This window comes from Pseudomonas sp. dw_358, assembly GCF_018449655.1.
Classification (GTDB): Bacteria; Pseudomonadota; Gammaproteobacteria; order Pseudomonadales; family Pseudomonadaceae; genus Aquipseudomonas.
This window is the reverse complement of sequence record NZ_JAAVUX010000018.1, coordinates 38,305-61,195: the sequence shown is the minus strand read 5'-3', so window position 1 is coordinate 61,195 and position 22,891 is coordinate 38,305. Positions and strand designations below refer to the sequence as shown.

Genomic DNA, 22,891 nt, shown 5'->3' with positions numbered 1-22,891 from the left:
CCAGGTCAGGCACGGGGATCAAAGGCATCGCGCAGCGCTTCGCCGATGAACACCAGCAGCGACAGCACCACCGCCAAGGTAAAAAAGGCAGTCAAGGCCAGCCACGGCGCTTGCAGGTTGGTTTTGCCCTGGGCGATCAACTCGCCCAGCGACGCACTGCCTGCGGGCATGCCGAAGCCAAGAAAATCCAGCGCGGTCAGGGTCGAGATGGCGCCGGTCAATATGAACGGCAGGTAGCTCAAGGTCGCGTTCATGGCATTGGGCAGGATATGCCGCAGGATGATCTTGCGGTCGGTCAGGCCCAGCGCCCGCGCCGCTTTGACGTATTCCAGGCTACGCCCGCGCAGAAACTCCGCGCGCACCACGTCCACCAGCGCCAGCCAGGAAAACAGCACCATGATGCCCAGCAACCACCAGAAGTTGGGCAGCACGAAACCCGACAGGATGATCAGCAGGTACAGCACCGGCAGCCCCGACCAGACCTCCAACAGGCGTTGCCCGATCAGGTCGATCCAGCCGCCGTAGTAGCCTTGGAGGGCGCCGGCCGCAATGCCGATCAACGAGCTGATGACCGTCAAGGCCAGGGCAAACAGGATCGACACCCGGGCGCCGAAGATCACTCGGGCCAACACGTCCCGCGCCTGATCATCGGTGCCCAGCCAGTTCTCGGCACTGGGCGGGCTGGGTGCGGGTTTGAGCAGGTCGTAGTTGGGCGTGTCGGCGCTGAAGGGAATCGGCGGGAACAACATCCAGCCGCCGCCACGGGCGATCAACTGGCGCACGTACTCGCTGCGGTAGTCGGGCTGGAAGGGCAGTTCGCCGCCCAGTTGCTGCTCGGTGTAGCGCTTGAAGACCGGAAAGTAGTAACTGCCGTGGTATTTGAGCACCAGGGGTTTGTCATTGGCAATCAGTTCGCCGCCCAGGCACAGGGTGAACAGGCCGATGAACAGCCACAGCGACCACCAGCCGCGACGGTTGCTGCGAAAGCGCTGCAGGCGGCGTTGGCTGATACTGGACAGCATCAGGCGTTCCTCGCTGAAAAGTCGATCCGGGGGTCCACCAGGGTGTAGCAGAGGTCGCCGATCAGCTTCATCAAAAGGCCCGCGAGGGTGAAGATGAACAGCGAGCCGAACACCACTGGATAGTCCCGTGCCACCGCTGCCTCGTAACTCATGCGGCCCAGACCGTCGAGGGAGAAGATCACTTCGATCAGCAGGGAGCCGGCGAAGAACACGCTGACGAAGGCCTGGGGAAGCCCGGCCACCACCAGCAGGATGGCGTTGCGAAAGACGTGGCCGTAGAGCACGCGCCGCTCGCTCAGGCCCTTGGCCCGCGCGGTCACCACGTACTGGCGGGTGATTTCGTTGAGAAACGAATTCTTGGTGAGAATGGTCAGGGTAGCAAAGCCGCCGATCACCAAAGAGGTCACCGGCAGCACCAGGTGCCAGAAGTAGTCGGCCAGCTTGCCCACCAGGCTCAACTGGTCGAAGTTGTCCGACACCAGCCCGCGCACCGGGAACCAATTCAGCGAGGTGCCGCCAGCGAACAGCACGATCAACAGCATGGCGAACAGAAACGCCGGCATGGCGTAGCCGATGACGATGGCGCTGCTGCTCCAGATATCGAATGCGCTGCCATGGCGCACGGCCTTGCGAATTCCCAGCGGGATGGACACCAGGTAAGTGATCAGGGTGGCCCAGAAGCCCAGGGACAAGGTCACCGGCATCTTCTGCAGGATCAGGTCGGTGACCTTGGCGCCGCGAAAGAAGCTGTCGCCGAAATCCAGTACGGCGTAGTGCTTGAGCATCAACCACAGGCGTTCCGGTGCGGGTTTGTCAAAGCCGTACTGGCGCTGGATGTCGGCGATCAGTTTCGGGTCCAGACCGCGGCTGGCGCGGGAGGTGCCTTGTGCCGCGCCTTGGGCGCGGTCGCCGCCGCCGTCGCCCGCCGCGGCGCCGCCCAGGCCTTGCAGGTGGGCGATGGCCTGTTCCACCGGGCCACCGGGGGCGGCCTGGATGATCACGAAATTGACCAGCAGGATGATCACCAGGGTCGGCAGGATCAGCAGCAGGCGACGGGCGATGTAGGCGGGCATCAGGGCTCCTTGGGCGGTGCGAGGGGCTTTTGCCCATGGAGCGCCATCTGTGCGTTGGTCAGCGCTTGCGGGCTGATTTCCCACCAGGTTTCCGGCGCCTCGTCATTGCTGGCCGGTGTCGCGGGGATACCGAAGCGGTTCCACCACACGGTCGAGGTGCCGGGGGGATAATAGTTGGGTATCCAGTAATAGTTCCATTGCAGCACGCGGTCCAGGGCATGGGCGTAGAGCGCCATCTGTGGCTGGGTACGGGCGCGCACCAGGCCGTCGATGAGGCTGTCCACCGCCGGGTTCTGCAACGCCATGTAGTTGCTCGAACCGGGGTCGTTGGCGGCCTTGGAGCCAAAATAGTTGTACAGCTCGTTGCCCGGCGCCGGGGACACCGGGTAGCCGGTGACGATCATGTCGTAGTCGCGGGCCATCAGGCGGTTGAGGTACTGGGCCGAATCGATGCGGCGAATGTCCAGGGTGATGCCGATCTGCGCCAGGTTGCGCTTCCATGGCAGCAGCAGGCGCTCGAAGCCGCCTTGGGCGTTGAGGAAAGTGAAGGCCAGCGGCTCGCCCTTGGCGTTCACCAGCCGGTCGCCGTCCGGGTGCCAGCCAGCCTGCTCCAGCAGGGCCAGGGCTTGCAGCTGTTTGTCGCGGATCAGGCCGCTGCCGTCGGTGTGCGGCGCCTTGAACACCTGGGTGAAGACTTCGTCGGGGATCTGCCCGCGCAAAGGCTCCAGAAGCTTGAGTTCATCGCTGCCGGGCAGTTGGGTGGCGGCCAGCGGGCTGTTGGAGAAGTAGCTCTGCTGGCGCAGGTACATATTGCGCATCATCTGCCGGTTGGTCCATTCGAAGTCCCAGAGCAGGGCAATCGCCTCGCGCACGCGGCGGTCCTGGAACATCGGCCGTTGCAGGTTGAAGACAAAGCCCTGGGACGCCTGCAGCCCGGCGCTGGCCAGGTGGGCGCGTTGCAGGCGGCCGTCATCCAGGGCCGGGCTGGCGTAGCCGATGGTGTAGCCGGTGGCGGAAAACTCGCGGTTGTAGTCGTAGCCGCCGCCGCGCAGGATCTGCCGGGCGACGTCGGTGTCGCCGAAATACTCGATGCCGAAGTGATCGAAGTTGTACATGCCGCGGCTCACCGGCAGGTCCTTGCCCCACCAGTTCGGGTCGCGCTCGAAAGTGATGCTGCGCCCGTTGTCCACTTTGCCGACCTTGTACGGGCCGCTGCCCAAGGGCGCTTCAAAACCGCCGCCGTCGGCAAAATCGCGGGTTTTCCACCAGTGCTCGGGAAACACTGGCAGGGTCGCCAGGTCCAGTGCCAGGGTACGGTTATCGGCGTTCTTGAAGTCGTAGCGCACCACGCCGGGCGACTCGACCTGGACCTTGTCCACGTCGGCGAACTCGGTGCGGTACTTGAGGCTGCCCTGGGTCATCAACAGGTTGTAGGTGTAGACCACGTCTTGGGCGGTGATGGGTGTGTTGTCGGCGAAGCGTGCCTTGGGGTTCAGGTAGAAGCGCAGGGACAGCCCATCGGCGGCGCGCTCCATGCGCTCGGCCACCAGACCGTAGACGGTGTAGGGCTCATCCAGCGAACGGACGGCGAGCGGTGCGTACACCAGGCCGTCGATTTGCGACACGCCGGTGCCTTTGTCGATGTAAGGCAGCATGTGGTCGAACTGCCCCAGTTCCACCGCTGAGCGTCGCAGGCTGCCGCCTTTGGGCGCATCCGGGTTGACGTAGTCGAAATGCTGGAAGTTCTCGGGGTAGCGCGGCGCTTCGCCGTAGACGGTCAGGGCATGCAGCGGCAGGCAGAACGCAGCCGGGGCGATGAACGCAAGCATCGTCAGCAGAAGGGAGGCGAAAACCGTGCGCATGGAGTGTATGGCTATCCCGTCGGTAGGAAACGTGCCCCCATCATGCGCGAATAGTCATGCAAACAAAACGACCCACGCGAAGGTGGGCCGTTTTTTTTACAGCGGTTCAGCACTGTGCAGGGATCAGTCCTGACGGCTGGTCACTTCCAGCAGGTGGTAGCCGAACTGGGTCTTGACCGGGCCTTGCACCACGTTCAGTGGCGCGCTGAAGACCACGGTGTCGAATTCCTTGACCATCTGGCCAGGACCGAACGAACCCAGGTCACCGCCCTGACGGCTGGACGGGCAGCTGGAGTTGGCCTTGGCCACGTCGGCAAAGCTGGCGCCACCTTCGATCTGGGTTTTGAGTTCGTTGCATTTGTCTTCGCTGGAAACCAGGATGTGACGGGCAGTGGCTTTAGGCATGGGAGACTCCTAGGGTCATGGAAAGGTGTTCAGTTCATAGGTGGGGGCTTTCTTCCACACATTCAACTGGCTGCGGCATTCTGACCGCGGAGGATATCCAGCAGCAAGCGAAAGGCCGGCTTCATCTGGCGGCGACTGGGGTAGTAAAGGTGATAACCGCGTTCGACGGTGCACCAGTCGTCCAGTACCTGCACCAGTTGTCCACTGGCCAGTTCGTCCTCCACGTAGTGCTCCGGCACACAGGTCAGGCCCAGCCCACCCAGGGCCAGGTCGACCATCAGCGGCAGGTTGTTGCAGACCCGCTGCCCTTCGGCGCGCACCTTGATCTCTTGACCGTTCCTGCTGAACGGCCACGACCACATCCCGCCGGAGGTGGGCAGGCGCAAGTCGATGCGCCGATGGTGGATCAGGTCATGGGGCGTACGCGGGCGCCCCCTGCGCGCCAGATAGGACGGGGCGCCCACCACCATCAGCCGGAAATCCGGGCCGATGCGCAGGCTGATCATGTCCTTGGCCAGCTGTTCGCCCAGCCGAATGCCGGCATCGAAGCGCTCGGCGACGATGTCCACCAGACCGTAATGGTTGCTGATCTCCACATTGATCTCGGGGTAGTCGCTCATCAATTGGCACAGGGCAGGGGCCAGTACGGTCTTGCTCGCGTGCTCCAGCGAGGTGATGCGCAGGCTCCCGGCCGGCCGTCCACCCAGCTCGCGCAGCTCGGCGACGCCGGCTTCGATGCCGTCGAAGTGCGGCTCCACGGTTTCGATCAGGCGCAGCCCGGCATCGGTGGGTGCCACGCTGCGGGTGCTGCGGGTCAGCAACTGCACGCCCAGGCGTGCCTCCAGCTTGCGGATGATGCGGCTCAGGGCCGGTTGCGAGATACCCATCTGCGCCGCGGCCTTGGTAAAGCTGCGCGCGCGGGCCACCAGCAGGAACGCGTTCAGGTCGTTAAGGGACTCGCCCACCATTGATGCCTCAGGGTTATAAGTGCATGGCCATCATAGCCTCTAATCATGGGTGAGAGGGGCTGTTAGATTGGCGGCCTCTCAACCCGTGCCCCGGAGCCTTTGCGTACCATGAGCCAGAAAGAATTTGATGTCGTCGTGCTGGGCGCCACCGGTTACACCGGTCAGCTAGTGGCCAACTACCTGCAAGGCCGTTATGGCAATGGCCAACTGAAATGGGCCATTGCCGGGCGCAGCCTGAGCAAGCTGCAGGCGATACGCGGCAGTTGGCCCGCCGACAGCGGCGTGCAGTTGATCGAGGCCGACGCCGGCCAGCCGGCCACCTTGCGTGACCTGGTGGCGCGCACGCGGGTGGTGATTTCCACGGTCGGGCCTTATCAGCGCTACGGCAGCGCCTTGGTGGCTGCTTGCGCGGAACTCGGCACCGATTATGTCGACCTCTGCGGCGAGCCGAACTGGATTGCCGAGATGATCACCACCCATCAGGCCACCGCCAACGCCAGCGGTGCCCGACTGGTGTTCTCCTGCGGTTTCGACTCGGTGCCGTTCGACCTGGGCGTGTGGTTTGCCCAGCAACAGGCTCTGGGTCAGTTCGGCCGCTACGCCCATCGTGTTCGCGGTCGTGTGCGAGCCATGCACGGTGTGTTGTCTGGCGGTACCTTTGCCAGTGTCGGCGCGACCGAAGAGGCCGTGGCCAGGGACCCGGCAGTGGCGGCTGTCCTGGCGGATCCGTTTGCCTACACCGCCGGCTTCAAGGGGGTTGCACAACCCGATGGCCAGACGCCTTATGAAGACGAACTGGCCGGCACGTGGGTTGGGCCGTTCATCATGGCCGACATCAACCCCAAGACCGTGCACCGCAGTAACCTGATGCTGGGCCAGCCGTGGGGCGATGCTTTCCAGTACGACGAAATGCTGATGCTGCCTGGCGCGCCGTCCGCCGATGCCGGGCCGAGCCTGCAAGGTTTCTCCTTCAACGAAGGCGGCCATCCGCAGCCAGGGCAAGGCCCGACCCAGGCAGAAATGGAGGCGGGGTTCTATGATCTGCTGTTCATCGCCGAGCTGGGCGACGGCCAGGTACTGCGGGCTTCGGTGAGCTGTGACGAGGACCCGGGCTACCTGTCGACCTCGAAAATGCTTGCCGAATCGGCGTTGACCCTGGCCTTCGACGTGGACCAGACCCGCACGCCGGGCGGGTGCTGGACACCGGCTTCGGCCTTGAACGAAGCACTGGTGGCGCGGTTGACCGCCCATGTCGGCTTGCGCTTCAGCGTGGAGGGCTGACCCTCGGCCGCCGCCCCCACACGGTTGCAGTGTGGGGGCGGTGGTCACTTACCGGTTGTAATCCAGGTAGGTCACTTTGGTGCGCACATAGGTGCGATAACCTTGCTCGCCATCATCGCCGCCCAGTCCCGAACGTTTCCAGCCCGCATGGAAACCGTTGATTTCTTCCGGACCGATCCGGTTGACATAGACCTCGCCGCTTTCCAGTTCGTCTACCAGGCGCATGGCCGTGCCCAGGTTCTGGGTGTAGACGTAGGCACTCAAGCCGTACTCGCTGTCGTTGGCCCACTCTATGACTTGTTCTTCATGCTCGAACGCCACGATCGGCAATACAGGCCCGAACACTTCGGCACGCAGCACATCAGCGTCGGCGCCCACGCCGGTCAGTACTGTCGGTGCGACCCAGTATCCTTTCTCCAGCCCGGCCGGTAAGGTCTGTGAGCCGCCAAAGGCGATCTTCGCGCCTTGCTCCAGCGCGCGCTTGAGGTGCGCGTTGACGCTATCACGTTCGGCCGCACTGACTTTGGGCCCGATATCGGTACCGTCATCCTGCGGGTTGCCAAGTTTAAGGTGCTGGACCTCGCGCACCACGGCCTCGACGAAACGGTCATGAACAGAGGCGTGGACGTAGGTGCGTTCGTTGGCGATGCACACCTGACCGCAGTTGGTCATGCGCGAGGCCACAGCATCCTTGGCCGCACGCTCGAGATCGGCATCGGCCATGACGATGAACGGCGCCTTGCCACCCAGTTCCAGGGAGACGGGGATTACCTTCTCGGCAGCAGCCTGCAAGATCTGCACGCCGGCACGGGTGGAGCCGGTCATGGTGACCAGTTGAGTCTTAGGATGACGGACCAACGCATCGCCCAAGGATTTGCCGGGGCCGGTGACCACGCTGACCACGCCCGCCGGGATGCCGGCGCGCTGGCACAGGGTTGCCATGGCCAGTGACGAGAGCGGCGTGTTTTCGCTCGGTTTCACCACGATGGCATTGCCCGCAACGATAGCCGGGGCCACCTTGCGCAGGAACATGGCCAGCGGGAAGTTCCAGGGGATGATCGCGGCGACGACGCCGTAGGGTTCTTCACGGATGCTGATGGTTCGGCCCGGCGTGCCTGAGGCCATGACCTGGCCGGTCTGGCGAAAGCCCAGGCCGGCGTGATAGCGCAACATGGTCAGGGCCATCTGCACTTCGGCACGCGCTTCCTTGATAGGTTTGCCTTGCTCGGTGACCAGCAGGCGAGCCAAGCCCTCGGCGTTGCTCTGTACCTGCTCCAGCAGACGCTGCAGATGGTCGGCGCGCGCTGCGAGACCCAGACGTGCCCAGGCTTTCTGCGCCTTGGCGGCATGGCTGACGGCCAGTTCGGCCGTGTGCTCATCGCCCTCGGCAACTACGCCGATCACGCGCTCGTCAGCCGGGTTCAGGACGTCGCGGGTCTCGCGGCCGGGGTGCCATTGGCCGCCGATGAACTGGGCGGGTTCGCGGGGCAGCAGGGCCTGGATCAATTCGTCGTACATGGAAGTTTCTCCGCAGGTTCATGTGAGGTTCAGCCTAGGGCTTTGCAGTTGTTGTGGAAATTGAAATATATTGAGTCGACCGTTTCCAAGAAGAGAATATCTATGCAGCTTTCGCAATTACGTGCCTTCTGCGCGGTGGCCCGCACCGGCTCGGTGACGGTCGCCGCCAAGGAATTGCACCGGGTACCGTCCGGTGTGACCCTGCGCATTCAGCAACTGGAAGCCGATCTGGATTGCCAGTTGTTCGTGCGAGAGAAACAGCGCCTCACCCTGGCGCCGGCCGGCCGGGCGCTGCTGGAGCGGGCGTTGCAGATTCTTGAGTTGAGCGATGGTGCCAAGGCATTGGTGCGCGAGGAGGAGATTGGCGGACACCTGACCCTCGGCGCGTTGGACGTCGGCCTGGTGGCCTTCATGCCGCAGTTGGTGGGACGCTTTCGCCAACGCCATCCCCAGGTCAGCATGGATATCCGCAGTGACGTCTCCGAAGTCTTGATGAGTCAGGTCGCCGAGGGGTTATTGGACATCGCCCTGACCGACGGTCCGGTGCAATCACCGGCGCTGGACAGCCGCTATGCGTTTTCGGATGACCTGCTGCTGATCACTGAGCGTGCCCACGGCCCGGTGCGGTCAGCCGGTGACCTCCAGTGTCGGGAAGTGTATGGCTTTCGGCAGAACTGCTCGTTTCGCCTGCGTCTGGACCGATGGCTCCAAGCCACCGGGGGCGAGCGGCTGCCGCTGATCGAAATGGAGTCCTATCACACCATGCTCGCCTGCGTGGGCGCTGGTGCGGGTGCCGCCTGGGTGCCCCGGGCGATGCTCGATACGCTGCCGGGGCGGGCGGCGGTGCGGGTGCATTCGTTGGGGGCAGCGGGGCGTACGGACCTGTACTTTGTCTGGCGCAGCGGGCATTTGCGGGGCAATGCGCAGCGCTTGCTGGATTTGCAGGAGGGCTGAAATCCTCCAGCTGTTGCAGATTTCTCCACCCTGGGGCGGGGTGTATTGCCTGATTGACCGGGTCCAGATTTTCGACTTCCTCAGAGACCACGCGGCAAGTGAGCTGTCGGCGATCGGCTGACCCTGAATCCGCTGGGCGGCGGGCTCCCTTGGCCACGCCGCAGACAAGCGCCTGAAAAACTGACGGCCCAACAACACTTCGAGCTCTCCTCGGCCGCCGATTCAGACCCGGGGCAACCGTCGTCCGCAGTGCTTGCCGGTGCCTCAACGGCTGAACAACTCTGGCGCCCACAGGGCCGGGTCCACTTCCTTGAATTGCGCGCGCACGAAGTGCTCCTTCAGATGGAAGGGCGCCGTGCAGTCGAAGATGGTCTTGGTGGTGGTGCCCTTGCTCGACACCCGCGGGTCGTACTCGGGGGTTTGCGAAGGGTCCAGCACGTGCCCGGTCACCCCTGGCAGGAAGGTGGTGTCCAGATCACCGACGAAACGTGTCTGCATGGCCCAGAGCACGTCGTTGGTATCGAACAGGTCCACGTCTTCGTCCACCAGAATGACGTTCTTGAGCTCGCGGTACACCGCCAGGGCGATCACGGCTGCCTGCTTGGCCATACCGTCGTCGGCGGCGTTGCGCTTGGCGACCTGGATGACCGCGAGGAATTTGCCGCCGCCGGAACTGTGGGCGTACACGTTCTTGACCAGGCCTGGCAGGGCGTCCTCGCAGGCCAGGTGGATACTGGCTTCGGTGGGGATGCCCGCGAGGCTCACGTGCTCTTCGCCGGGCCCGACCAAGGTCTGCAGGATCGGCCGGGTTCGGGTGGTGATGGCCTTGACCTTGATCACCGGCAGCGAGGGGTTGGCGTTGCCGTTATAGCCGGGAAACTCGGGCATGGCCTTGCCGGTGCCGGTGTTCTGGTCTTCGGCCACGCGCACGTCGGGCAGGATCTCGCCTTCGATGACGATCTCGGCGCGGGCAATGGCCACCTGCGGCACGGTCAGGCACTCCACCAATTCCACCGCGCGGCCGCGCAGTCCGCCGGCGACACACAGCTCATTGAAGCCGAACGGCGTGGTCGGCGCTTCGAAGGTGGCGCCGATCAGGATTGCCGGGTCCAGCCCCATGTTGATCGAGACCGGTAAGGGCTTGCCCTGGGCTTCGGCTTTCTGTCGAAAAGCATCGATGTGGCGACCTGGGGCAAAGAAGATCGACATTTCGTCCTTGCCTTGCACGCACAGACGGTGAATGGTCACGTCGACGTTCTCACGGTCGTCGGGATCGCTGCCCAGGACCAGCCCCAAGCAGAAGAACGGGCCGGCGTCGTCCGGGGTGTTGGTGGGGGCGGGCAGCAATTTGCGCAAGTCGAAATCAGGGTCGCTGGCCCGGTGCACCACTTGCTGGCAGGGCGCCTTGCTGGCGTCGACGATTTCTGGCGGCAGAATATGCCGGCGCGCTTCGGCCATCTGGATGCCAAGCTCGCGCACCGGCGCGCCCAGCAGCGCACTGACCCGCTCGCGACTGGCCATCATGCCTACCAGTACCCGGGACTCCGCAAACCCCTTGATGCTGTTGAAGGTCATGGCCGGGCCGATTCGGGTCGGCCGCATCACCGTACCGCCGGCGCCGATGTAGCGGTAGACACCTGCCAATTCGGCAATGGGGTCCACCTCGCGGTCGGTCTCGATGTACTGGCCGGGCAGGCCCTTGAGCAGCTCGATGGCCGAGCGCAGATCATTGACGGGCGGGACTTCCCAGCCCATGGGATGGGGTTCGCCGGGCTTGCTGACCTTATAGGAATCGGGTTTTTTCTGGGGCATGGTCGTTCACTCCTCGGTGAAATTTTTCAGGCGGTTGAGGACGTCGCCCCAGTGGGTGTTGCAAAAGGCTCGATGAGGATCGCCCTCGTGCCATTCGCCGTCACTGAGCTGCACCAGCGTCAGGCCGCCCGGCAGATCACTGAGCGTGAAGCTGAGTTGTTTACCGGCCGAGCTGCCGGCACCTTCGGTGCAGGTCTGCACGATAGCCTGGTCGGTTTGCAGGGATTCAGTGCGCCAGCTGAAGCGCTGCCCGGCGCGCGGGCTGAGGGTCAGGGTGCTCCCCGGGGCTATTTCGCCGCCGACCTCGCCCAGATGCCACTGGCCCATCTGGGCAATGTCTGTAAGGGCGCGATAGACCTTGGCGCGGGGCGCCTGAATCTTGATGGCGTGGTGCAAAGTGCTCATGGCCTTCTCCGGCAGCAGTGGATGAATTCGCTGGTGGTGTGAGTACAGGGTAGCGGCGAGAGTTCGGTGCCAGAGCCTCGCAAACGGTTTTGTGCAAAAGGTTTAATGCAGACCGACCGCAGGTGAAACGGCTTTCATCCGCGAGCGGCGAACCAATGGGCAAATCTGACGTCTGGACTTAAGCCCCTGCCAGGTCTGCGTACGTTTCAATTCACTCGCAAGGAGAACGACATGCAAAAGCGTCCACTCGGCAAGACCGGATTCGACATCGCCCCGTTGGTATTCGGCGGCAACGTGTTCGGCTGGACCATTGACGAGGCCACCAGCTTCGCGGTGCTCGATGCCTTCGTCGATCATGGCTTCAACGCCATCGACACGGCCGACGTCTACTCGGCCTGGGCCCCGGGCAACAAGGGCGGCGAATCGGAAACCATCATTGGCCGCTGGCTCAAGGCACGGCCTGGGGTGCGGGACAAGGTAGCCCTCTTTACCAAGGTCGGTTCGGACATGGGGGAGGGCAAGAAGGGCCTGTCGGCGGCCTATATTCCCAAGGCGCTGGAAGCATCCTTGGAACGCCTGCAGACCGATCACGTCGAACTGTATTTTTCCCACTGGCCGGACCCTCAAACCCCCTACGAAGAATCCCTTGGCGCCTATCAGCAGTTGCTCAAGGCCGGCAAGATTCGCTCGGTCGGTGTTTCCAACCTGGATGCCGAGCAGTTGCAGGCGTCGCTGCTGGCCGCGCGCGAGCATCAGTTGCAGGCCTATCAGGTGCTGCAACCCGAATATAACCTGTACGACCGCAGCCAGTTCGACGGTGCCCTGCGCGATACGGTGATTGCCAATGACATAGGTGTGGTGACTTACTACAGCCTGGCATCGGGGTTCCTTTCGGGTAAGTACCGTAGCGAGGCGGACCTGAGCAAGAGCAAGCGCGGCAAGGGTATCGCCAAGTACCTGGACAAACGTGGCCTGGCGCTGCTGGAGGTGCTTGATGGCGTGGCGGCCGAGCATTCAGCCAAACCGGCGGAAGTGGCGCTGGCGTGGTTGATCGCCCGTGAAGGGGTGACCGCACCCATTGCCAGCGCCACCAGCGTCGAGCAGGTGGCGAGCTTTGCCAAGGCGGCAACCTTGAGGCTCAGCCCGCAGCAGATCGCCGCTTTGACTGACGTGAAGTAGGCCGGTACTCCTGCTGGACCGAGCTTGCTCGGGACCGATGCGGTGCTATCTTCACGAGCACGCACGGTCCTGCAGTTTGATGAACGCCACGAACGCCCGCAACGGCGAGGGTACATAGCGCCGCCCGGGGTAATACAGGAACGGCCCGGTAAACCTCGGCCACCAGGGCTCCAGCACCGGTTCCAGCTGCCCTCGGTCGATGTACGGCCGCAACCAGTCCTCGAACAGATTGACAATGCCCAGTCCGGCCACTGCCGAATCCACTGCCAGGTCCACGGCGCCGCCAATGTTGACGATCAGCGGTCCGCTCGGCTCGATGCGCAGGCTTTCGCCGTCGCGCTCGAATTCCCACGCCGGCAGGGCACCACTGCTGAACCTGCCTCGCAGGCAGGCATGCTTGAGCAGCTCGCGTGGATGCTCCGGGCGCCCTGCGCGGTCCAGGTAGCCCGGTGAGGCCGCCGCAGCGAAGCGTTGCCAGCGTGGCCCGATGGGCACCGCGATCATGTCCTGCTCCAGGCGTTCGTCATAGCGGATACCGGCGTCGCAACCCGCCGCCAGCATGTCGACGAAACTGTCGTCCACCATCACCTCCAGACGGATGTCCGGGTACAGCTGCAAAAACGGTGTGACGATCGCCGGCAACACCAGCCGCGCGGCGCTGACCGGAACGTTGAGCCGCAATGTCCCGGAGGGGCGATCGCGGAAGTCATTGACCACGTCCAGCGCCGCGGCCACTTCGCCCAAGGCCGGCACGATCCGCGCCATCAGTTGCGCGCCGGCCTCGGTAGGCACCACGCTGCGGGTGGTACGGTTGAGCAGGCGCACTCCCAGTCGCGCTTCGAGGCGGCGCACGCCGTCGCTGAGGCTCGATGCCGATTTTCCGCTGGCCCGCGCGCCTTCGCGAAAGCCGGCGCCCTGGACCACCGCGACAAAGGCCAGCAAGTCTTGAATGTCGGTTGCCATTGTCCATTCCCCCGTACAGCCTGTGCTGATTGCAACGGATTACCCTTGCAGTGGTCAAGGCTTATAGTGGTTCGACACCCATTCGACGAGGTATTTTCCATGACCCACGCCCTGCAAGCCGGCACCTTTCAACTGGGCGACCGTAGCGTCAACCGCCTGGGCTTTGGCGCCATGCAACTGGCCGGCCCCGGTGTGTTCGGGCCCCCCAAGGATCGCGCCAGCGCGCTTGCCGTGCTGCGTGCGGCGCTGGCCGCCGGGGTCAATCACATCGACACCTCGGACTTCTACGGTCCCCATGTCACCAACCAGTTGATCCGCGAGGCCTTGCATCCATATGCGGACGAGCTGGTGATTGTCACCAAGGTCGGCGCGGTGCGCGGTGCGGATGCGTCGTGGAACCCGGCGCAATCCCCCGCCGAGTTGACCCAGGCGGTTCATGACAACCTGCGCAACCTTGGGCTCGATGTGCTGGAGGTGGTCAACTTCCGTGCCTGGGGCACCTTGCACGCCCCGGATGAAGCGTCTATCGAGGCCCCCTTTACCGCGCTGGCCCACCTGCAGGATCAGGGGCTGATCCGCCATTTGGGCCTGAGCAACGTCAGCGCCGTTCAGATACGGGAGGCGCAGGGGATCGCCAAGGTGGTTTGCGTACAGAACCACTACAACCTCACCCACCGGGACGATGAAGCGCTGATCGACACGCTGGAGCAGCAGGGGGTTGCCTACGTGCCGTTCTTCCCGCTGGGGGGATTCACCCCGCTGCAATCCCAGGCCTTGAGCGATGTGGCCGCACAGCTGGGCGCATCGCCGATGCGCGTCGCGCTGGCATGGCTGCTGCAACGGGCGCCGAACCTGTTGCTGATTCCGGGCACGTCGTCGGTCACCCATCTGCACGAGAACCTCTCGGCGGCGCAACTGGTGTTGTCGGCCGACGTACTGGCCCGGTTGGAAACGTTGTAACCTTGCATGGGCATTCATGACCTGCGTCTGCCCATGTCACTTCTTGTCATACCTTAGTTGCCAAACATCCTCCTGAATAGCACTCGCCTTATGCATAATGGCGCTCGCTTGTGTGGACTAACAGATAAGAGAATTAGACCGGTGTGCACTGTTATCGGTGCACCCGGTCACGTGTCTCTTGATGTTGCAAACTGTCGCGAGTGTTCAAACTGTAACCGCATAAATGCCACTGTCTGATTGAATCAGAAAGTTACCTTTAACGGGGCACTTTCGTTTCAGGCTTGCAGTGATGGCGAGACTATCGAGGAACTGTGAAATGGCGCTTTCGCTGAGCAAGAATCAGACAATCTCTCTGGACAAGACCGCGGCCGCCAGGCTGCACAAGATCACCCTCGGTGTGGGCTGGGACCCGCTCCAGAGCGGCTTTTTCGGCAAGTTGATGGGACAGGGCGGCGCCATTGACCTGGATGCTTCCTGCATCCTGTTCGATCAACAGTTCAAGCCTTTCGACCTGGTCTGGTTTCGCCAACTGACGTCCCGAGATGGCGCTGTGCAACACTCTGGCGACAACCGCACGGGTGACGGCGAAGGTGACGACGAATCCATCGTGGTCGAACTGGATCGACTGCCTGCCAATATCCAGTATCTGGCATTTACCGTGAACAGTTTTACCGGGCAATCCTTCGAGAAAGTCGGCAATGCCTACTGCCGGGTCATCGACACGGCACGCCATCAAGAGTTGGCACGGTTCAACTTGTCCGAACAGGGCGCACACACCGGCATTGTCATGGCGTGCCTGACACGCAGTGCGTCGGGCTGGGACTTCCGCGCCATCGGCCAGACCACCCACGGCCGTACGGCCGATGATCTGGTCAACCTCGCCGCCGAGGCCTTGTCCCCGGCGAGCGCCCACTGATCCGGCCGGGGCGCACACGTGGATACGCAAATCGGTTTTCCGCCTCTGACCCTGGCCGTGTTCGCCGGGATGGCCATTGGCGCGATGCTGCTGGACATGCTTACTCACCGGGGCGACCGGCCTGTGTCGCTAGGCAAGGCGGCGCTCTGGTCGGTGTTCTGGATCGCACTGTCGCTGGCCTTTGCCGGGTTCCTCCATGTCGAGCACGGCGCGGAGGTCGCCAGCCTGTTCATCACCGGCTATGCCCTGGAAAAGGTCCTGAGTGTCGACAACCTCTTTGTCTTCATGGCCATCTTCGCCTGGTTCAAGGTGCCCGACGGCTTGCGCCATCGCGTGCTGTATTGGGGGATCCTCGGTGCCATTGTCTTTCGTGGCGTCTTCGTCGCGATCGGCACCGGCCTGCTGGCCCTTGGGCCGTGGGTCGAGGTGGTGTTCGCGCTGATCGTGGCGTGGACGGCGGTGATGATGCTCCGAGCCAGCGGCGATCAGGAGGCTGAAGAAGACTACTCGGCGCACATGGCCTATCGCTTTGCCGCCCGCCTGTTTCCGGTCTGGCCCAAGCTTTACGGCAACCAGTTTTTCGTCACCCGCAAGACCCTCGAAGCCGAGATCCTCAAGCCCGAGCATGCCGGCATGAGCCTGGCGGCCAAGGGCACGATCTTCGCCACGCCGCTGTTTCTGTGTCTGGTGGTGGCGGAGGTCTCCGACGTGCTGTTTGCCTTCGACTCCGTCCCGGCGGTGATCGCGGTGAGCCGCGAGCCATTGATTGTCTACTCGGCGATGCTGTTCGCCATTCTTGGCCTGCGCACCCTCTACTTCGTGCTCGAAGCGCTGAAACGCTACCTGGTGCATCTGGAGAAAGCGGTGATCGCGCTGCTGTTCTTCATTGCCGTCAAACTCGGCCTGAGCGCCACCGACCACCTCTTCGGCCACGGCTACAAGATCGCCGCCAACGCCAGCCTGCTGGTCGTGATGGGCGTTCTGGTCATCGGCGTGATTGCCAGCCTGGTGTTTCCTGGCAAAGCCCCTGCGCCGCAAGACCCTCCTCTGAACGAAACGCAATAACCCATCCCACAATCAGGAGCTGCAACATGACATTGTCTCTGCAAAAAGGCGGTAATCTTTCCTTGAGCAAAACCGACCCTGCGCTCAACCAATTGCTGATCGGCCTGGGCTGGAACCCGCGGGCCACCAACGGCGCCGAGTTCGACCTGGATGCCAGCGCACTGCTGCTGGGCACTGATGGCAAGGTGCGCAGCGATGCCGACTTCATTTTCTACAACCAGCTGAAAAGCACCGACGGCTCGGTCGAGCACACTGGCGACAACCGCACCGGCGCCGGTGACGGTGATGACGAGGTGCTGAAGGTCGACCTTGGGGCGGTGCCTGTCGACGTCGATAAAGTGCTGTTCCTGGTGACCATCCATGACGCCGAAGCGCGCAAGCACAGCTTCGGCCAGGTCGGCGGTGCCTACATCCGTGTCCTCGACGAGGTGACCAGCGCCGAGGTGGTGCGCTACGACCTGGCAGAAGATGCCTCGGTGGAAACCGCGATGATCTTTGCCGAGTTGTACCGCAGTAACGGGGAGTGGAAATTCCGCGCCATTGGCCAAGGCTACGCCGGAGGCCTGAAGTCCGTCGCCAACGCCTATGGCATGAATTTCTGATCGGCGTTCAACATAGGCCAAAAAAGCCCCTGCCACCTGCAGGGGCTTTTTTTGTGGATGACGTAACGGGCAACTCCCTACTTGGCGCGCCTGCGGCGCCCCTGTCGGCGGATGGCCAAGGTGGCCGCCCCGACCGCGCCCAGCACGCCCGCGGCGAACAGGCTATTGAACCAGGGAAGCGGCTCGGCGCGGCTACTGACCGCTTCGATGTGGGTGATGTTGGCAAACATCGACAGGATCTGAATACGCCAGCCATAGTGACGAATCAGCGCCAGTTGCTCGGTGTCTCGCGAATAGCCCTGGGCCTTGGCCTGCAGGTCGGCGGCGTCGAATTTGAGGTACCAGGGGAAGCGCCAGCCGGTGTCTTCGTTGCGATAGACCACCACTTTGCCGGTGTCCGGGTGTTGAGTATTGATGAAATAGACATCCCGAGTCGGCCCATCCGCCGGGCTCTTGGCGTTGATCACGCCTTGACTGTCGATGCGCTTGACCTCCACGCCGGTCACCAACACCACCTCGTGTCGGGGCAGCACATAATGGAGCCCAAGCGCCGTAGCGGTGGCTGTCACCAGCACCAGACCGGCCATGGACCGTTTGAACCAACGCATTGCATTTCCCCCTTGACTGCAAAAAGTCCGAACTATGCGCTAATGCCGGCGGACTGGCTGCAACAGGGTTATTACAAGCTTTTTCCTATGCCGGTTACTCGCCGTTGCGCTGCTGATGGCCCCCGACAAACTTGCGAAAGCCCTCGGTCGGCAGACCCTCGAACAGCTCCCCCGGGGTGCCTTGGGCGTCGATCACCCCGTGCTGCATGAACACCACCCGGTTGGACACATGACGGGCGAAGCCCATTTCGTGGGTGACCACCAGCATGGTCCGGCCTTCCTCGGCCAGCGAGCGCATCACCCGCAGGACTTCACCCACCAGTTCCGGGTCCAGCGCCGAGGTCGGCTCGTCGAACAGCATCACCTGTGGGTTCATTGCCAGCGCTCGGGCGATGGCCACGCGCTGTTGCTGGCCGCCGGACAGATGGGCAGGGTAATAGTCGCGTCGGTCGTACAGGCCCACCTTGTGCAACAACTGTTCGGCCTCTTCGACGCATTCGGCGCGGGAGCGTTTGAGTACCCGCAGTGGGCCCTCGATGACGTTTTGCAACACGGTCATGTGCGACCACAGATTGAAGCTCTGGAACACCATGCCCAGGCGGCTGCGCATGCGCTCGACCTGGCGAGCATTGCCGGCCACCAGACGACCGTCGCGGTGGCGTTTCATCTCGATGGTTTCGCCATCCAGGCTGATGCTGCCTTCATCCGGTGTTTCCAGCAGATTGATGCAACGCAGGAAGGTACTCTTGCCTGAACCGCTGGCGCCAAGGATGGAAATGACGTCGCCTTTGTGCGCTTCCAGGGAGATGCCTTTGAGCACATGGGTCTGGCCGAATGACTTCTGGATGTTGCTGACGGTCAACGCGGTGGCCGATGCACTGTTCATGAAAACTCCAAAATCGGTAAGCGGTTGTCAGGAAGCGCTCGGCTCTGGCGCTTTGGGTTGCGCGGCCGGGCTGTTCGGGCGGGTCCGCAGATGGGGCGTCAGACGGTGCTCCAGCCAGGCGACGGCGCGCACGATGAGAAAATTCAGCACCAGGTAGATCAGGGCGGCGCAGAGGAACACCTCCATGGTCCGGTAGGTGCGCTGAATGATCTGCTGCGCCACCCCGGTCACGTCCCAGACCGTGACCAGGCTGGCCAGGGCCGTGGACTTGACCAGCAGGATGGCCTCGGTGGAATAAGCGGGCAGGGCCTGGCGCAAGGTCACGGGGGCGATGATCCTGCGAAGCAACTCCCAACGCGACATGCCGATTGCCAGCCCCGCTTCGATCTGCCCGTGGGGCACGCTCTGCAGGCCGCCACGGATGATTTCGGCGGTGTAGCCGGCGGTGCACAGGGCCAGGGATATCACCGCGCAGCCGAAGGGCGAGCGCAGCACCACCCAGGCGAAACTCTCGCGGACCACGGGGAACTGGCCCAGGCCGTAATAAATCAGGAACATTTGCACCAGCAGCGGCGTGCCGCGAAACAGCATGATGTAGAAGCGCGCCGGGTAGCTGGGCCACCGCCAGCGGCTCACGCGCATGGCGACGATCCCCAGCGACAGCAGCAGACCCAGTGCCAGGGAGCCGAAAAACAGCTCCAGCGTGGTGGGCAAGGCGCCCAGCAGCTTGAGGAGCGTGTCGGCCAAAAAGGGGAAATCGATCATCGAAGGCTCCTAAGGCTGCGCGCGGCGTTGGGTGCGTTGAACCCGCGCCTCGGCCAGGTTGAACAGGCGTCCGGAGAGCCCGGTCAGCACCAGATACAGGGCCCCGCCAACGATATAGAAGGTGAAGTACTGACGGGTCGACCCGGCCGCCACCTGGCTGGCACGCATCAACTCCACCAGGCCGATCACAGAGATCAGTGCCGAGTCCTTGAGGCTCATTTGCATGACGTTGCCCAGCCCCGGCAAGGCGTAGCGCAGGATCTGCGGGATCAGCACCCGGCGTACCCGCAGCGCCTTGGGCATGCCGATCGCCAGCGCGGCCTCCAATTCGCCCTTGTTGACCGCGAGAAAGGCGCCGCGAAACACTTCGGCTTGATAGGAGCCACTGATCAGGCCGACGGCGATGGCGCCCACCAGAAACGGCGGCACGTCAATATAGCCTTCGGCGCCAAACCAGTGACCGACGGCGGAGACCACGCTGGCCCCGCCGAAATAGAAGAGATAGATGATCAGCAATTCCGGGATGCCCCGAAACAGAATCGAATAGAGGTCTCCGAGCACCCGCAGCAGGCGCCGCCGGGACAGTTTGGCCGTGGCCACCAGGCTACCGAACACGGCGCCGACGCAGAGTGCGGCCAGAGTCAGCACCAGGGTCATGCCGGTGGCCTTGAGCAGTGCCATGCCCCAGCCAGTGTCACCGAAACTGAGCAGTTGCAGAATATTCATGGTTCACCTATTGCCTCTGCGAAGGAAGCGGCCAGGATCAACCCGGCCGCCAAGGGGCACGGGCGGTCAGGCGCCTGGCGTCAGGTCCACCTTGAACCATTTTTCGCTGAGTTTCTTGACGGTGCCGTCAGCCATGGCTTTCTGCAATTCGGCATCAAAGCGGGCTTTGAGGTCGGTGTCCTGCTTGCGAAAGCCCAGGGCTTCGCCTTCACCGAAGATCGGGCCCTTGATCTGCGGGCCGGTGTAGGCGAGGTCCTTGTTCTCGGGTTTGGCCATCAGCGAATCGAGAAAGGTCACGTCATCGAACACCACGTCGATGCGCCCGGCTTGCAGGTCGAGCACGGCCTCGGCCGAGGAGTTGTATTCGCGCACGGTGGCGACGTCCTTGAATTGCTCGTCGATGAACGCGGTGTAGACGGTGCCCGAGGCAATGCCGATGGTCTTGCCGTCCAGCGCCTTGTGAAGGTTGGCAATCGATGCCTTGGTATGGGTGGCATCCAGATCCAGGCTCAGAGCACCGGCCGGCCCGGACTTGCCGGGCAGCAGGTCAGCCTTCAGGGCCACGAAACTGGCGGGAGTGCGGGCATAGGGCACCGAGAAATCCATGACCTGCTTGCGTTCGTCGGTGATGACGATGGCGTCCATCAACACATCGAACTTGCCGGCATTGAGACTGGCGATCATGCCATCCCAATTCTGCACAGCGACGTTGCACTTGAGCTTCATGCGCTCGCACAGCACGTCCATCAGCTCGGGCTCGAAGCCACTGATCTTGCCCCCGGGCAAGGTCAGGTTCCACGGCTCGTAAGAGCCTTCGGTCGCGATATTCACCGACGTCCACTCCTTGGCCTGCGCCAGCGGCAAGCCCGCCACTACCGCCAAACCAAATACTGCCGAGCCCCACCAAGCGATTTTTCTGGACATCGTTGTCGTTCCTGCTGGTCTATGAATTCGTCTGTGAAGGTGCCGGAAAAAGCACTCCCCTATGCTTGTACATACAGGCGTGTACATACTGAAAGCAATTTGGACGCCAGCTTTCCGTTTGGTGTTTCAAGCCAATGAAAAACAAGGTGTTTTTCAGAAGATAGTGGGCGCGACGTGGTCATCGAACAGTTACCGATGCACCAAACCGGGGAGCTGGCGTTACCCTTTGAACCATGGGCGGGCAAAAAGTTGTTGCTCGCGCAGGGGTGAACTCGACAGCGAAGTTCACCGCTGTGGGAAACCCCAAAGTGTCACGCAACCGGCAGAGCCGACCCCGGTCACGAAGCAGGCGGCAACGTGCCCGACTCAAGCCGCCGCGCGGCGCAACGAGATGAACACGCAATCGTTGCTCAGCAATGCTTCGAGCATAGCCCCGGTCTGCGCCAGGCGTTGCGCCAGTTCAGGGTCGGGGATGTGCAGCGACCAGTCCCTGGCGGCTTCCTCGTTCAGCACCGAGCCTTTGCGCTCGACCTGGTCCATGGCGAAGAGGAAGGCGTCCATGCGCGGCAGGTAAGTGGTAAAGCCATCCCCCTTGAGAGCAGCGGTACGGATGCCCAGTGCCGAGCAGATCAGCCCCTTGGCGGCAATCTGGTCACGGTCGGCCTGACGTGACGCTTCGATCAGACTGGCCAGTTCAGTGTCCACCAGGCGACCGCCATGGATCAGCGGCAAGCCGGTATCCCAGGCTTCAGTGGGGCACTCCTTGGCCTCGGGGCGCAGCGGGATGTGCGGATTGATTTCCATCGGGTAGATGCGACAGACCAGCGGCCGCTCCTCGTAGATGGCGCAGCGGTTGTCGGCCATCAGGTTGCGGCAGCGGCCTTGATTGAAGGCGGCAAAGGTGATGGACACAAACGCCGGTGCTTGTCCGCATAGCACCGGCAACGAACGGCGCCGGGCATGCTCCTGCTGATCGGCAGGCAGGCGCAGGCTGCTCGGGCCTTCGCCATCACGCAGGAAAGCTTCCACCAACACAATGACCTGGCCACCACCCAGCGCCCAGCGGCGCGCTTCGGGCAGAGTCAGTGGAACATGGTGATCGGTGCAGCATTTACCGCAACCGGTGCATGAAAAACGTGTCGTCATCGAGCAGTTCCTGGTTGAGGCGTGGCAATTAACTGACGTTTGAAAGCCTTTCCGACACTGGAGCAGCTTCCATGCCATTTCGCGCTTTTTTGTAAGCGTGTTTATACAATTTGGCGATGACCGGCCCGCCATGCAGCCCGCCTGCTACCGGTCAGTCGATACGTGATTGATTTAGCGCTTTTTAAATTGAATTTCCGGCGTTTGTTTCGCTCACAGCATGGTGACAATGACGAACCTCGGCGCAGTCGGGGAGGCAGACGATGGAAATGATGAACATGACCCTGACTTCGATGGAACGACCCCAGCACACAGGTGGCTTGATACTGGTGGTTGAAGACGAACCGATCATCCGTGACTTCGTCTGCGAAATTCTGCAAGGGGAGGGCTTTACCACCCACCCTATGGAAAATGCCGACCAGGCCATGGCGTTTCTCGAGGCCCAGGCCGACCAGGTGGGGTTGCTGCTGACCGATATCCGGATGCCGGGCAGCATTGACGGTGCCGAATTGTCCAATCGTTCGGGTGACCAGTGGCCGCAGATTCCTATTCTGGTGATGTCTGGCCACGAAACGCCGGAAAGTTCCGGGGTCAAGCACGTGGTCACTTTTATCCGTAAACCCTGGACCATCGGCCAGATGATCGACGGGGTCGAAAAAGCCTTGGGCCTGGACGCACCGACTTTGCATAACCTGTAGGTCAGAAGTCTTTGATGTGCAGGAAAATTCCTGCACGAGAAGCCGTTCGCGAAACGCGGCAATTGTATCAACCAAGTGGTCGCAATCATTCTGGATGAGCGGTACTCTTGCCGTCTCTATGCGCAGCCCATGCCCACCTCACGCGCTTGTGTCGGT

At 62.7% G+C, this 22,891-nt stretch carries 23 protein-coding genes; 8 read left to right on the top strand and 15 right to left on the bottom strand.

Annotated features, from left to right (window positions below):
- Positions 1-5: 5 nt before the first annotated feature.
- The 5 genes from HB675_RS21320 to HB675_RS21300 form a co-directional block, all read right to left on the bottom strand.
- The gene (locus tag HB675_RS21320; protein WP_213881120.1) at positions 6-1,022 is read right to left on the bottom strand and encodes an ABC transporter permease; all 1,017 of its coding nucleotides are present in this window, start codon (positions 1,020-1,022) and stop codon (positions 6-8) included.
- Positions 1,022-2,095, bottom strand: a complete 1,074-nt coding sequence (locus HB675_RS21315; RefSeq protein WP_213881119.1) for a microcin C ABC transporter permease YejB — start codon at positions 2,093-2,095, stop codon at positions 1,022-1,024. The genes HB675_RS21320 and HB675_RS21315 overlap by 1 nt, the downstream gene beginning before the upstream one ends.
- Positions 2,095-3,957 carry an extracellular solute-binding protein gene (locus HB675_RS21310; protein ID WP_213881118.1) on the bottom strand — a complete coding sequence of 621 codons (1,863 nt, stop codon included), beginning with the start codon at positions 3,955-3,957 and terminating at the stop codon, positions 2,095-2,097. Before HB675_RS21310 ends, HB675_RS21315 begins: the two co-directional genes overlap by 1 nt.
- A 123-nt stretch (positions 3,958-4,080) precedes the next feature.
- A complete protein-coding gene (locus HB675_RS21305; protein WP_213881117.1) occupies positions 4,081-4,362 on the bottom strand; it encodes a peptidylprolyl isomerase in 282 nt (93 codons plus the stop codon).
- 62 nt (positions 4,363-4,424) lie between these two features.
- Positions 4,425-5,330, bottom strand: a complete 906-nt coding sequence (locus HB675_RS21300) for a LysR family transcriptional regulator (RefSeq protein ID WP_213881116.1) — start codon at positions 5,328-5,330, stop codon at positions 4,425-4,427.
- A 108-nt stretch (positions 5,331-5,438) separates the two neighbouring features.
- Between HB675_RS21300 and HB675_RS21295 the strand changes: the two genes are divergently transcribed.
- Positions 5,439-6,611 carry a saccharopine dehydrogenase NADP-binding domain-containing protein gene (locus HB675_RS21295; RefSeq protein ID WP_213881115.1) on the top strand — a complete coding sequence of 391 codons (1,173 nt, stop codon included), beginning with the start codon at positions 5,439-5,441 and terminating at the stop codon, positions 6,609-6,611.
- 48 nt (positions 6,612-6,659) lie between these two features.
- Here the strand turns inward: HB675_RS21295 and HB675_RS21290 are convergent, their stop codons facing one another.
- Positions 6,660-8,129 carry an aldehyde dehydrogenase family protein gene (locus tag HB675_RS21290; protein ID WP_213881114.1) on the bottom strand — a complete coding sequence of 490 codons (1,470 nt, stop codon included), beginning with the start codon at positions 8,127-8,129 and terminating at the stop codon, positions 6,660-6,662.
- 102 nt (positions 8,130-8,231) lie between these two features.
- Here HB675_RS21290 and HB675_RS21285 point away from each other — a divergent pair, with 102 nt between their 5' ends.
- Positions 8,232-9,083, top strand: a complete 852-nt coding sequence (locus tag HB675_RS21285) for a LysR substrate-binding domain-containing protein (RefSeq protein WP_213881113.1) — start codon at positions 8,232-8,234, stop codon at positions 9,081-9,083.
- 264 nt (positions 9,084-9,347) lie between these two features.
- Here HB675_RS21285 and HB675_RS21280 read toward each other — a convergent pair whose 3' ends face one another.
- Both HB675_RS21280 and HB675_RS21275 read right to left on the bottom strand, forming a co-directional pair.
- Positions 9,348-10,895 carry a UbiD family decarboxylase gene (locus tag HB675_RS21280; protein ID WP_213881112.1) on the bottom strand — a complete coding sequence of 516 codons (1,548 nt, stop codon included), beginning with the start codon at positions 10,893-10,895 and terminating at the stop codon, positions 9,348-9,350.
- Positions 10,896-10,901: 6 nt separating this feature from the next.
- Entirely contained in the window at positions 10,902-11,300 is a 399-nt protein-coding gene (locus tag HB675_RS21275) for an SRPBCC domain-containing protein (RefSeq protein WP_213881111.1), read from the bottom strand.
- 231 nt (positions 11,301-11,531) lie between these two features.
- On the opposite strand from HB675_RS21275, the gene HB675_RS21270 reads away from it, so the two are divergent.
- Positions 11,532-12,479 (top strand): aldo/keto reductase, encoded by a 948-nt coding sequence (locus tag HB675_RS21270; protein ID WP_213881110.1) that lies wholly within the window; start codon positions 11,532-11,534, stop codon positions 12,477-12,479.
- A 51-nt stretch (positions 12,480-12,530) separates the two neighbouring features.
- Here the strand turns inward: HB675_RS21270 and HB675_RS21265 are convergent, their stop codons facing one another.
- Positions 12,531-13,442, bottom strand: a complete 912-nt coding sequence (locus tag HB675_RS21265; RefSeq protein ID WP_213881109.1) for a LysR family transcriptional regulator — start codon at positions 13,440-13,442, stop codon at positions 12,531-12,533.
- 99 nt (positions 13,443-13,541) lie between these two features.
- Here HB675_RS21265 and HB675_RS21260 point away from each other — a divergent pair, with 99 nt between their 5' ends.
- From HB675_RS21260 to HB675_RS21245, 4 genes are all read left to right on the top strand, one after another.
- Complete coding sequence (locus HB675_RS21260) at positions 13,542-14,402, top strand: aldo/keto reductase family oxidoreductase (protein WP_213881108.1); 861 nt, start codon at positions 13,542-13,544, stop codon at positions 14,400-14,402.
- 316 nt (positions 14,403-14,718) lie between these two features.
- Positions 14,719-15,318: a TerD family protein gene (locus tag HB675_RS21255; protein ID WP_213881107.1), complete on the top strand. Its 600-nt coding sequence runs from the start codon at positions 14,719-14,721 to the stop codon at positions 15,316-15,318.
- Between the two features lie 18 nt (positions 15,319-15,336).
- Positions 15,337-16,383, top strand: a complete 1,047-nt coding sequence (locus tag HB675_RS21250) for a TerC/Alx family metal homeostasis membrane protein (protein ID WP_213881106.1) — start codon at positions 15,337-15,339, stop codon at positions 16,381-16,383.
- A gap of 26 nt (positions 16,384-16,409) precedes the next feature.
- Positions 16,410-16,985, top strand: coding sequence for a TerD family protein (locus HB675_RS21245; protein WP_213881105.1), 576 nt, complete (start codon positions 16,410-16,412; stop codon positions 16,983-16,985).
- A gap of 77 nt (positions 16,986-17,062) precedes the next feature.
- On the opposite strand, the gene HB675_RS21240 is transcribed toward HB675_RS21245, so the two are convergent.
- The 6 genes from HB675_RS21240 to HB675_RS21215 all read right to left on the bottom strand — a co-directional run bounded on the left by HB675_RS21240 (position 17,063) and on the right by HB675_RS21215 (position 22,040).
- Entirely contained in the window at positions 17,063-17,593 is a 531-nt protein-coding gene (locus HB675_RS21240; RefSeq protein ID WP_213881104.1) for a DUF1523 family protein, read from the bottom strand.
- Positions 17,594-17,687: 94 nt separating this feature from the next.
- The gene (locus HB675_RS21235; protein ID WP_213881103.1) at positions 17,688-18,479 is read right to left on the bottom strand and encodes an ATP-binding cassette domain-containing protein; all 792 of its coding nucleotides are present in this window, start codon (positions 18,477-18,479) and stop codon (positions 17,688-17,690) included.
- Between the two features lie 27 nt (positions 18,480-18,506).
- Positions 18,507-19,244 carry an ABC transporter permease gene (locus tag HB675_RS21230; protein ID WP_213881102.1) on the bottom strand — a complete coding sequence of 246 codons (738 nt, stop codon included), beginning with the start codon at positions 19,242-19,244 and terminating at the stop codon, positions 18,507-18,509.
- Positions 19,245-19,253: 9 nt separating this feature from the next.
- The gene (locus HB675_RS21225) at positions 19,254-19,970 is read right to left on the bottom strand and encodes an ABC transporter permease subunit (protein WP_213881101.1); all 717 of its coding nucleotides are present in this window, start codon (positions 19,968-19,970) and stop codon (positions 19,254-19,256) included.
- 66 nt (positions 19,971-20,036) lie between these two features.
- Positions 20,037-20,894, bottom strand: a complete 858-nt coding sequence (locus tag HB675_RS21220; RefSeq protein ID WP_218626624.1) for a transporter substrate-binding domain-containing protein — start codon at positions 20,892-20,894, stop codon at positions 20,037-20,039.
- Between the two features lie 366 nt (positions 20,895-21,260).
- Positions 21,261-22,040 (bottom strand): YkgJ family cysteine cluster protein, encoded by a 780-nt coding sequence (locus HB675_RS21215; protein WP_213881100.1) that lies wholly within the window; start codon positions 22,038-22,040, stop codon positions 21,261-21,263.
- A gap of 275 nt (positions 22,041-22,315) precedes the next feature.
- Here HB675_RS21215 and HB675_RS21210 point away from each other — a divergent pair, with 275 nt between their 5' ends.
- A complete protein-coding gene (locus HB675_RS21210) occupies positions 22,316-22,735 on the top strand; it encodes a response regulator (RefSeq protein WP_213881099.1) in 420 nt (139 codons plus the stop codon).
- Positions 22,736-22,891 lie beyond the last annotated feature (156 nt).

Coding starts and splice junctions, on each gene's coding strand:
- HB675_RS21310 (WP_213881118.1), bottom strand. CDS start 3,957: ATGCGCACGGTTTTCGCCTCCCTTCTGCTGACGATGCTTGCGTTCATC.
- HB675_RS21270 (WP_213881110.1), top strand. CDS start 11,532: ATGCAAAAGCGTCCACTCGGCAAGACCGGATTCGACATCGCCCCGTTG.
- HB675_RS21280 (WP_213881112.1), bottom strand. CDS start 10,895: ATGCCCCAGAAAAAACCCGATTCCTATAAGGTCAGCAAGCCCGGCGAA.
- HB675_RS21320 (WP_213881120.1), bottom strand. CDS start 1,022: ATGCTGTCCAGTATCAGCCAACGCCGCCTGCAGCGCTTTCGCAGCAAC.
- HB675_RS21260 (WP_213881108.1), top strand. CDS start 13,542: ATGACCCACGCCCTGCAAGCCGGCACCTTTCAACTGGGCGACCGTAGC.
- HB675_RS21215 (WP_213881100.1), bottom strand. CDS start 22,040: ATGACGACACGTTTTTCATGCACCGGTTGCGGTAAATGCTGCACCGAT.
- HB675_RS21210 (WP_213881099.1), top strand. CDS start 22,316: ATGACCCTGACTTCGATGGAACGACCCCAGCACACAGGTGGCTTGATA.
- HB675_RS21230 (WP_213881102.1), bottom strand. CDS start 19,244: ATGATCGATTTCCCCTTTTTGGCCGACACGCTCCTCAAGCTGCTGGGC.
- HB675_RS21315 (WP_213881119.1), bottom strand. CDS start 2,095: ATGCCCGCCTACATCGCCCGTCGCCTGCTGCTGATCCTGCCGACCCTG.
- HB675_RS21295 (WP_213881115.1), top strand. CDS start 5,439: ATGAGCCAGAAAGAATTTGATGTCGTCGTGCTGGGCGCCACCGGTTAC.
- HB675_RS21225 (WP_213881101.1), bottom strand. CDS start 19,970: ATGAATATTCTGCAACTGCTCAGTTTCGGTGACACTGGCTGGGGCATG.
- HB675_RS21255 (WP_213881107.1), top strand. CDS start 14,719: ATGGCGCTTTCGCTGAGCAAGAATCAGACAATCTCTCTGGACAAGACC.
- HB675_RS21275 (WP_213881111.1), bottom strand. CDS start 11,300: ATGAGCACTTTGCACCACGCCATCAAGATTCAGGCGCCCCGCGCCAAG.
- HB675_RS21300 (WP_213881116.1), bottom strand. CDS start 5,330: ATGGTGGGCGAGTCCCTTAACGACCTGAACGCGTTCCTGCTGGTGGCC.
- HB675_RS21285 (WP_213881113.1), top strand. CDS start 8,232: ATGCAGCTTTCGCAATTACGTGCCTTCTGCGCGGTGGCCCGCACCGGC.
- HB675_RS21305 (WP_213881117.1), bottom strand. CDS start 4,362: ATGCCTAAAGCCACTGCCCGTCACATCCTGGTTTCCAGCGAAGACAAA.
- HB675_RS21235 (WP_213881103.1), bottom strand. CDS start 18,479: ATGAACAGTGCATCGGCCACCGCGTTGACCGTCAGCAACATCCAGAAG.
- HB675_RS21220 (WP_218626624.1), bottom strand. CDS start 20,894: ATGTCCAGAAAAATCGCTTGGTGGGGCTCGGCAGTATTTGGTTTGGCG.
- HB675_RS21265 (WP_213881109.1), bottom strand. CDS start 13,442: ATGGCAACCGACATTCAAGACTTGCTGGCCTTTGTCGCGGTGGTCCAG.
- HB675_RS21290 (WP_213881114.1), bottom strand. CDS start 8,129: ATGTACGACGAATTGATCCAGGCCCTGCTGCCCCGCGAACCCGCCCAG.
- HB675_RS21240 (WP_213881104.1), bottom strand. CDS start 17,593: ATGCGTTGGTTCAAACGGTCCATGGCCGGTCTGGTGCTGGTGACAGCC.
- HB675_RS21245 (WP_213881105.1), top strand. CDS start 16,410: ATGACATTGTCTCTGCAAAAAGGCGGTAATCTTTCCTTGAGCAAAACC.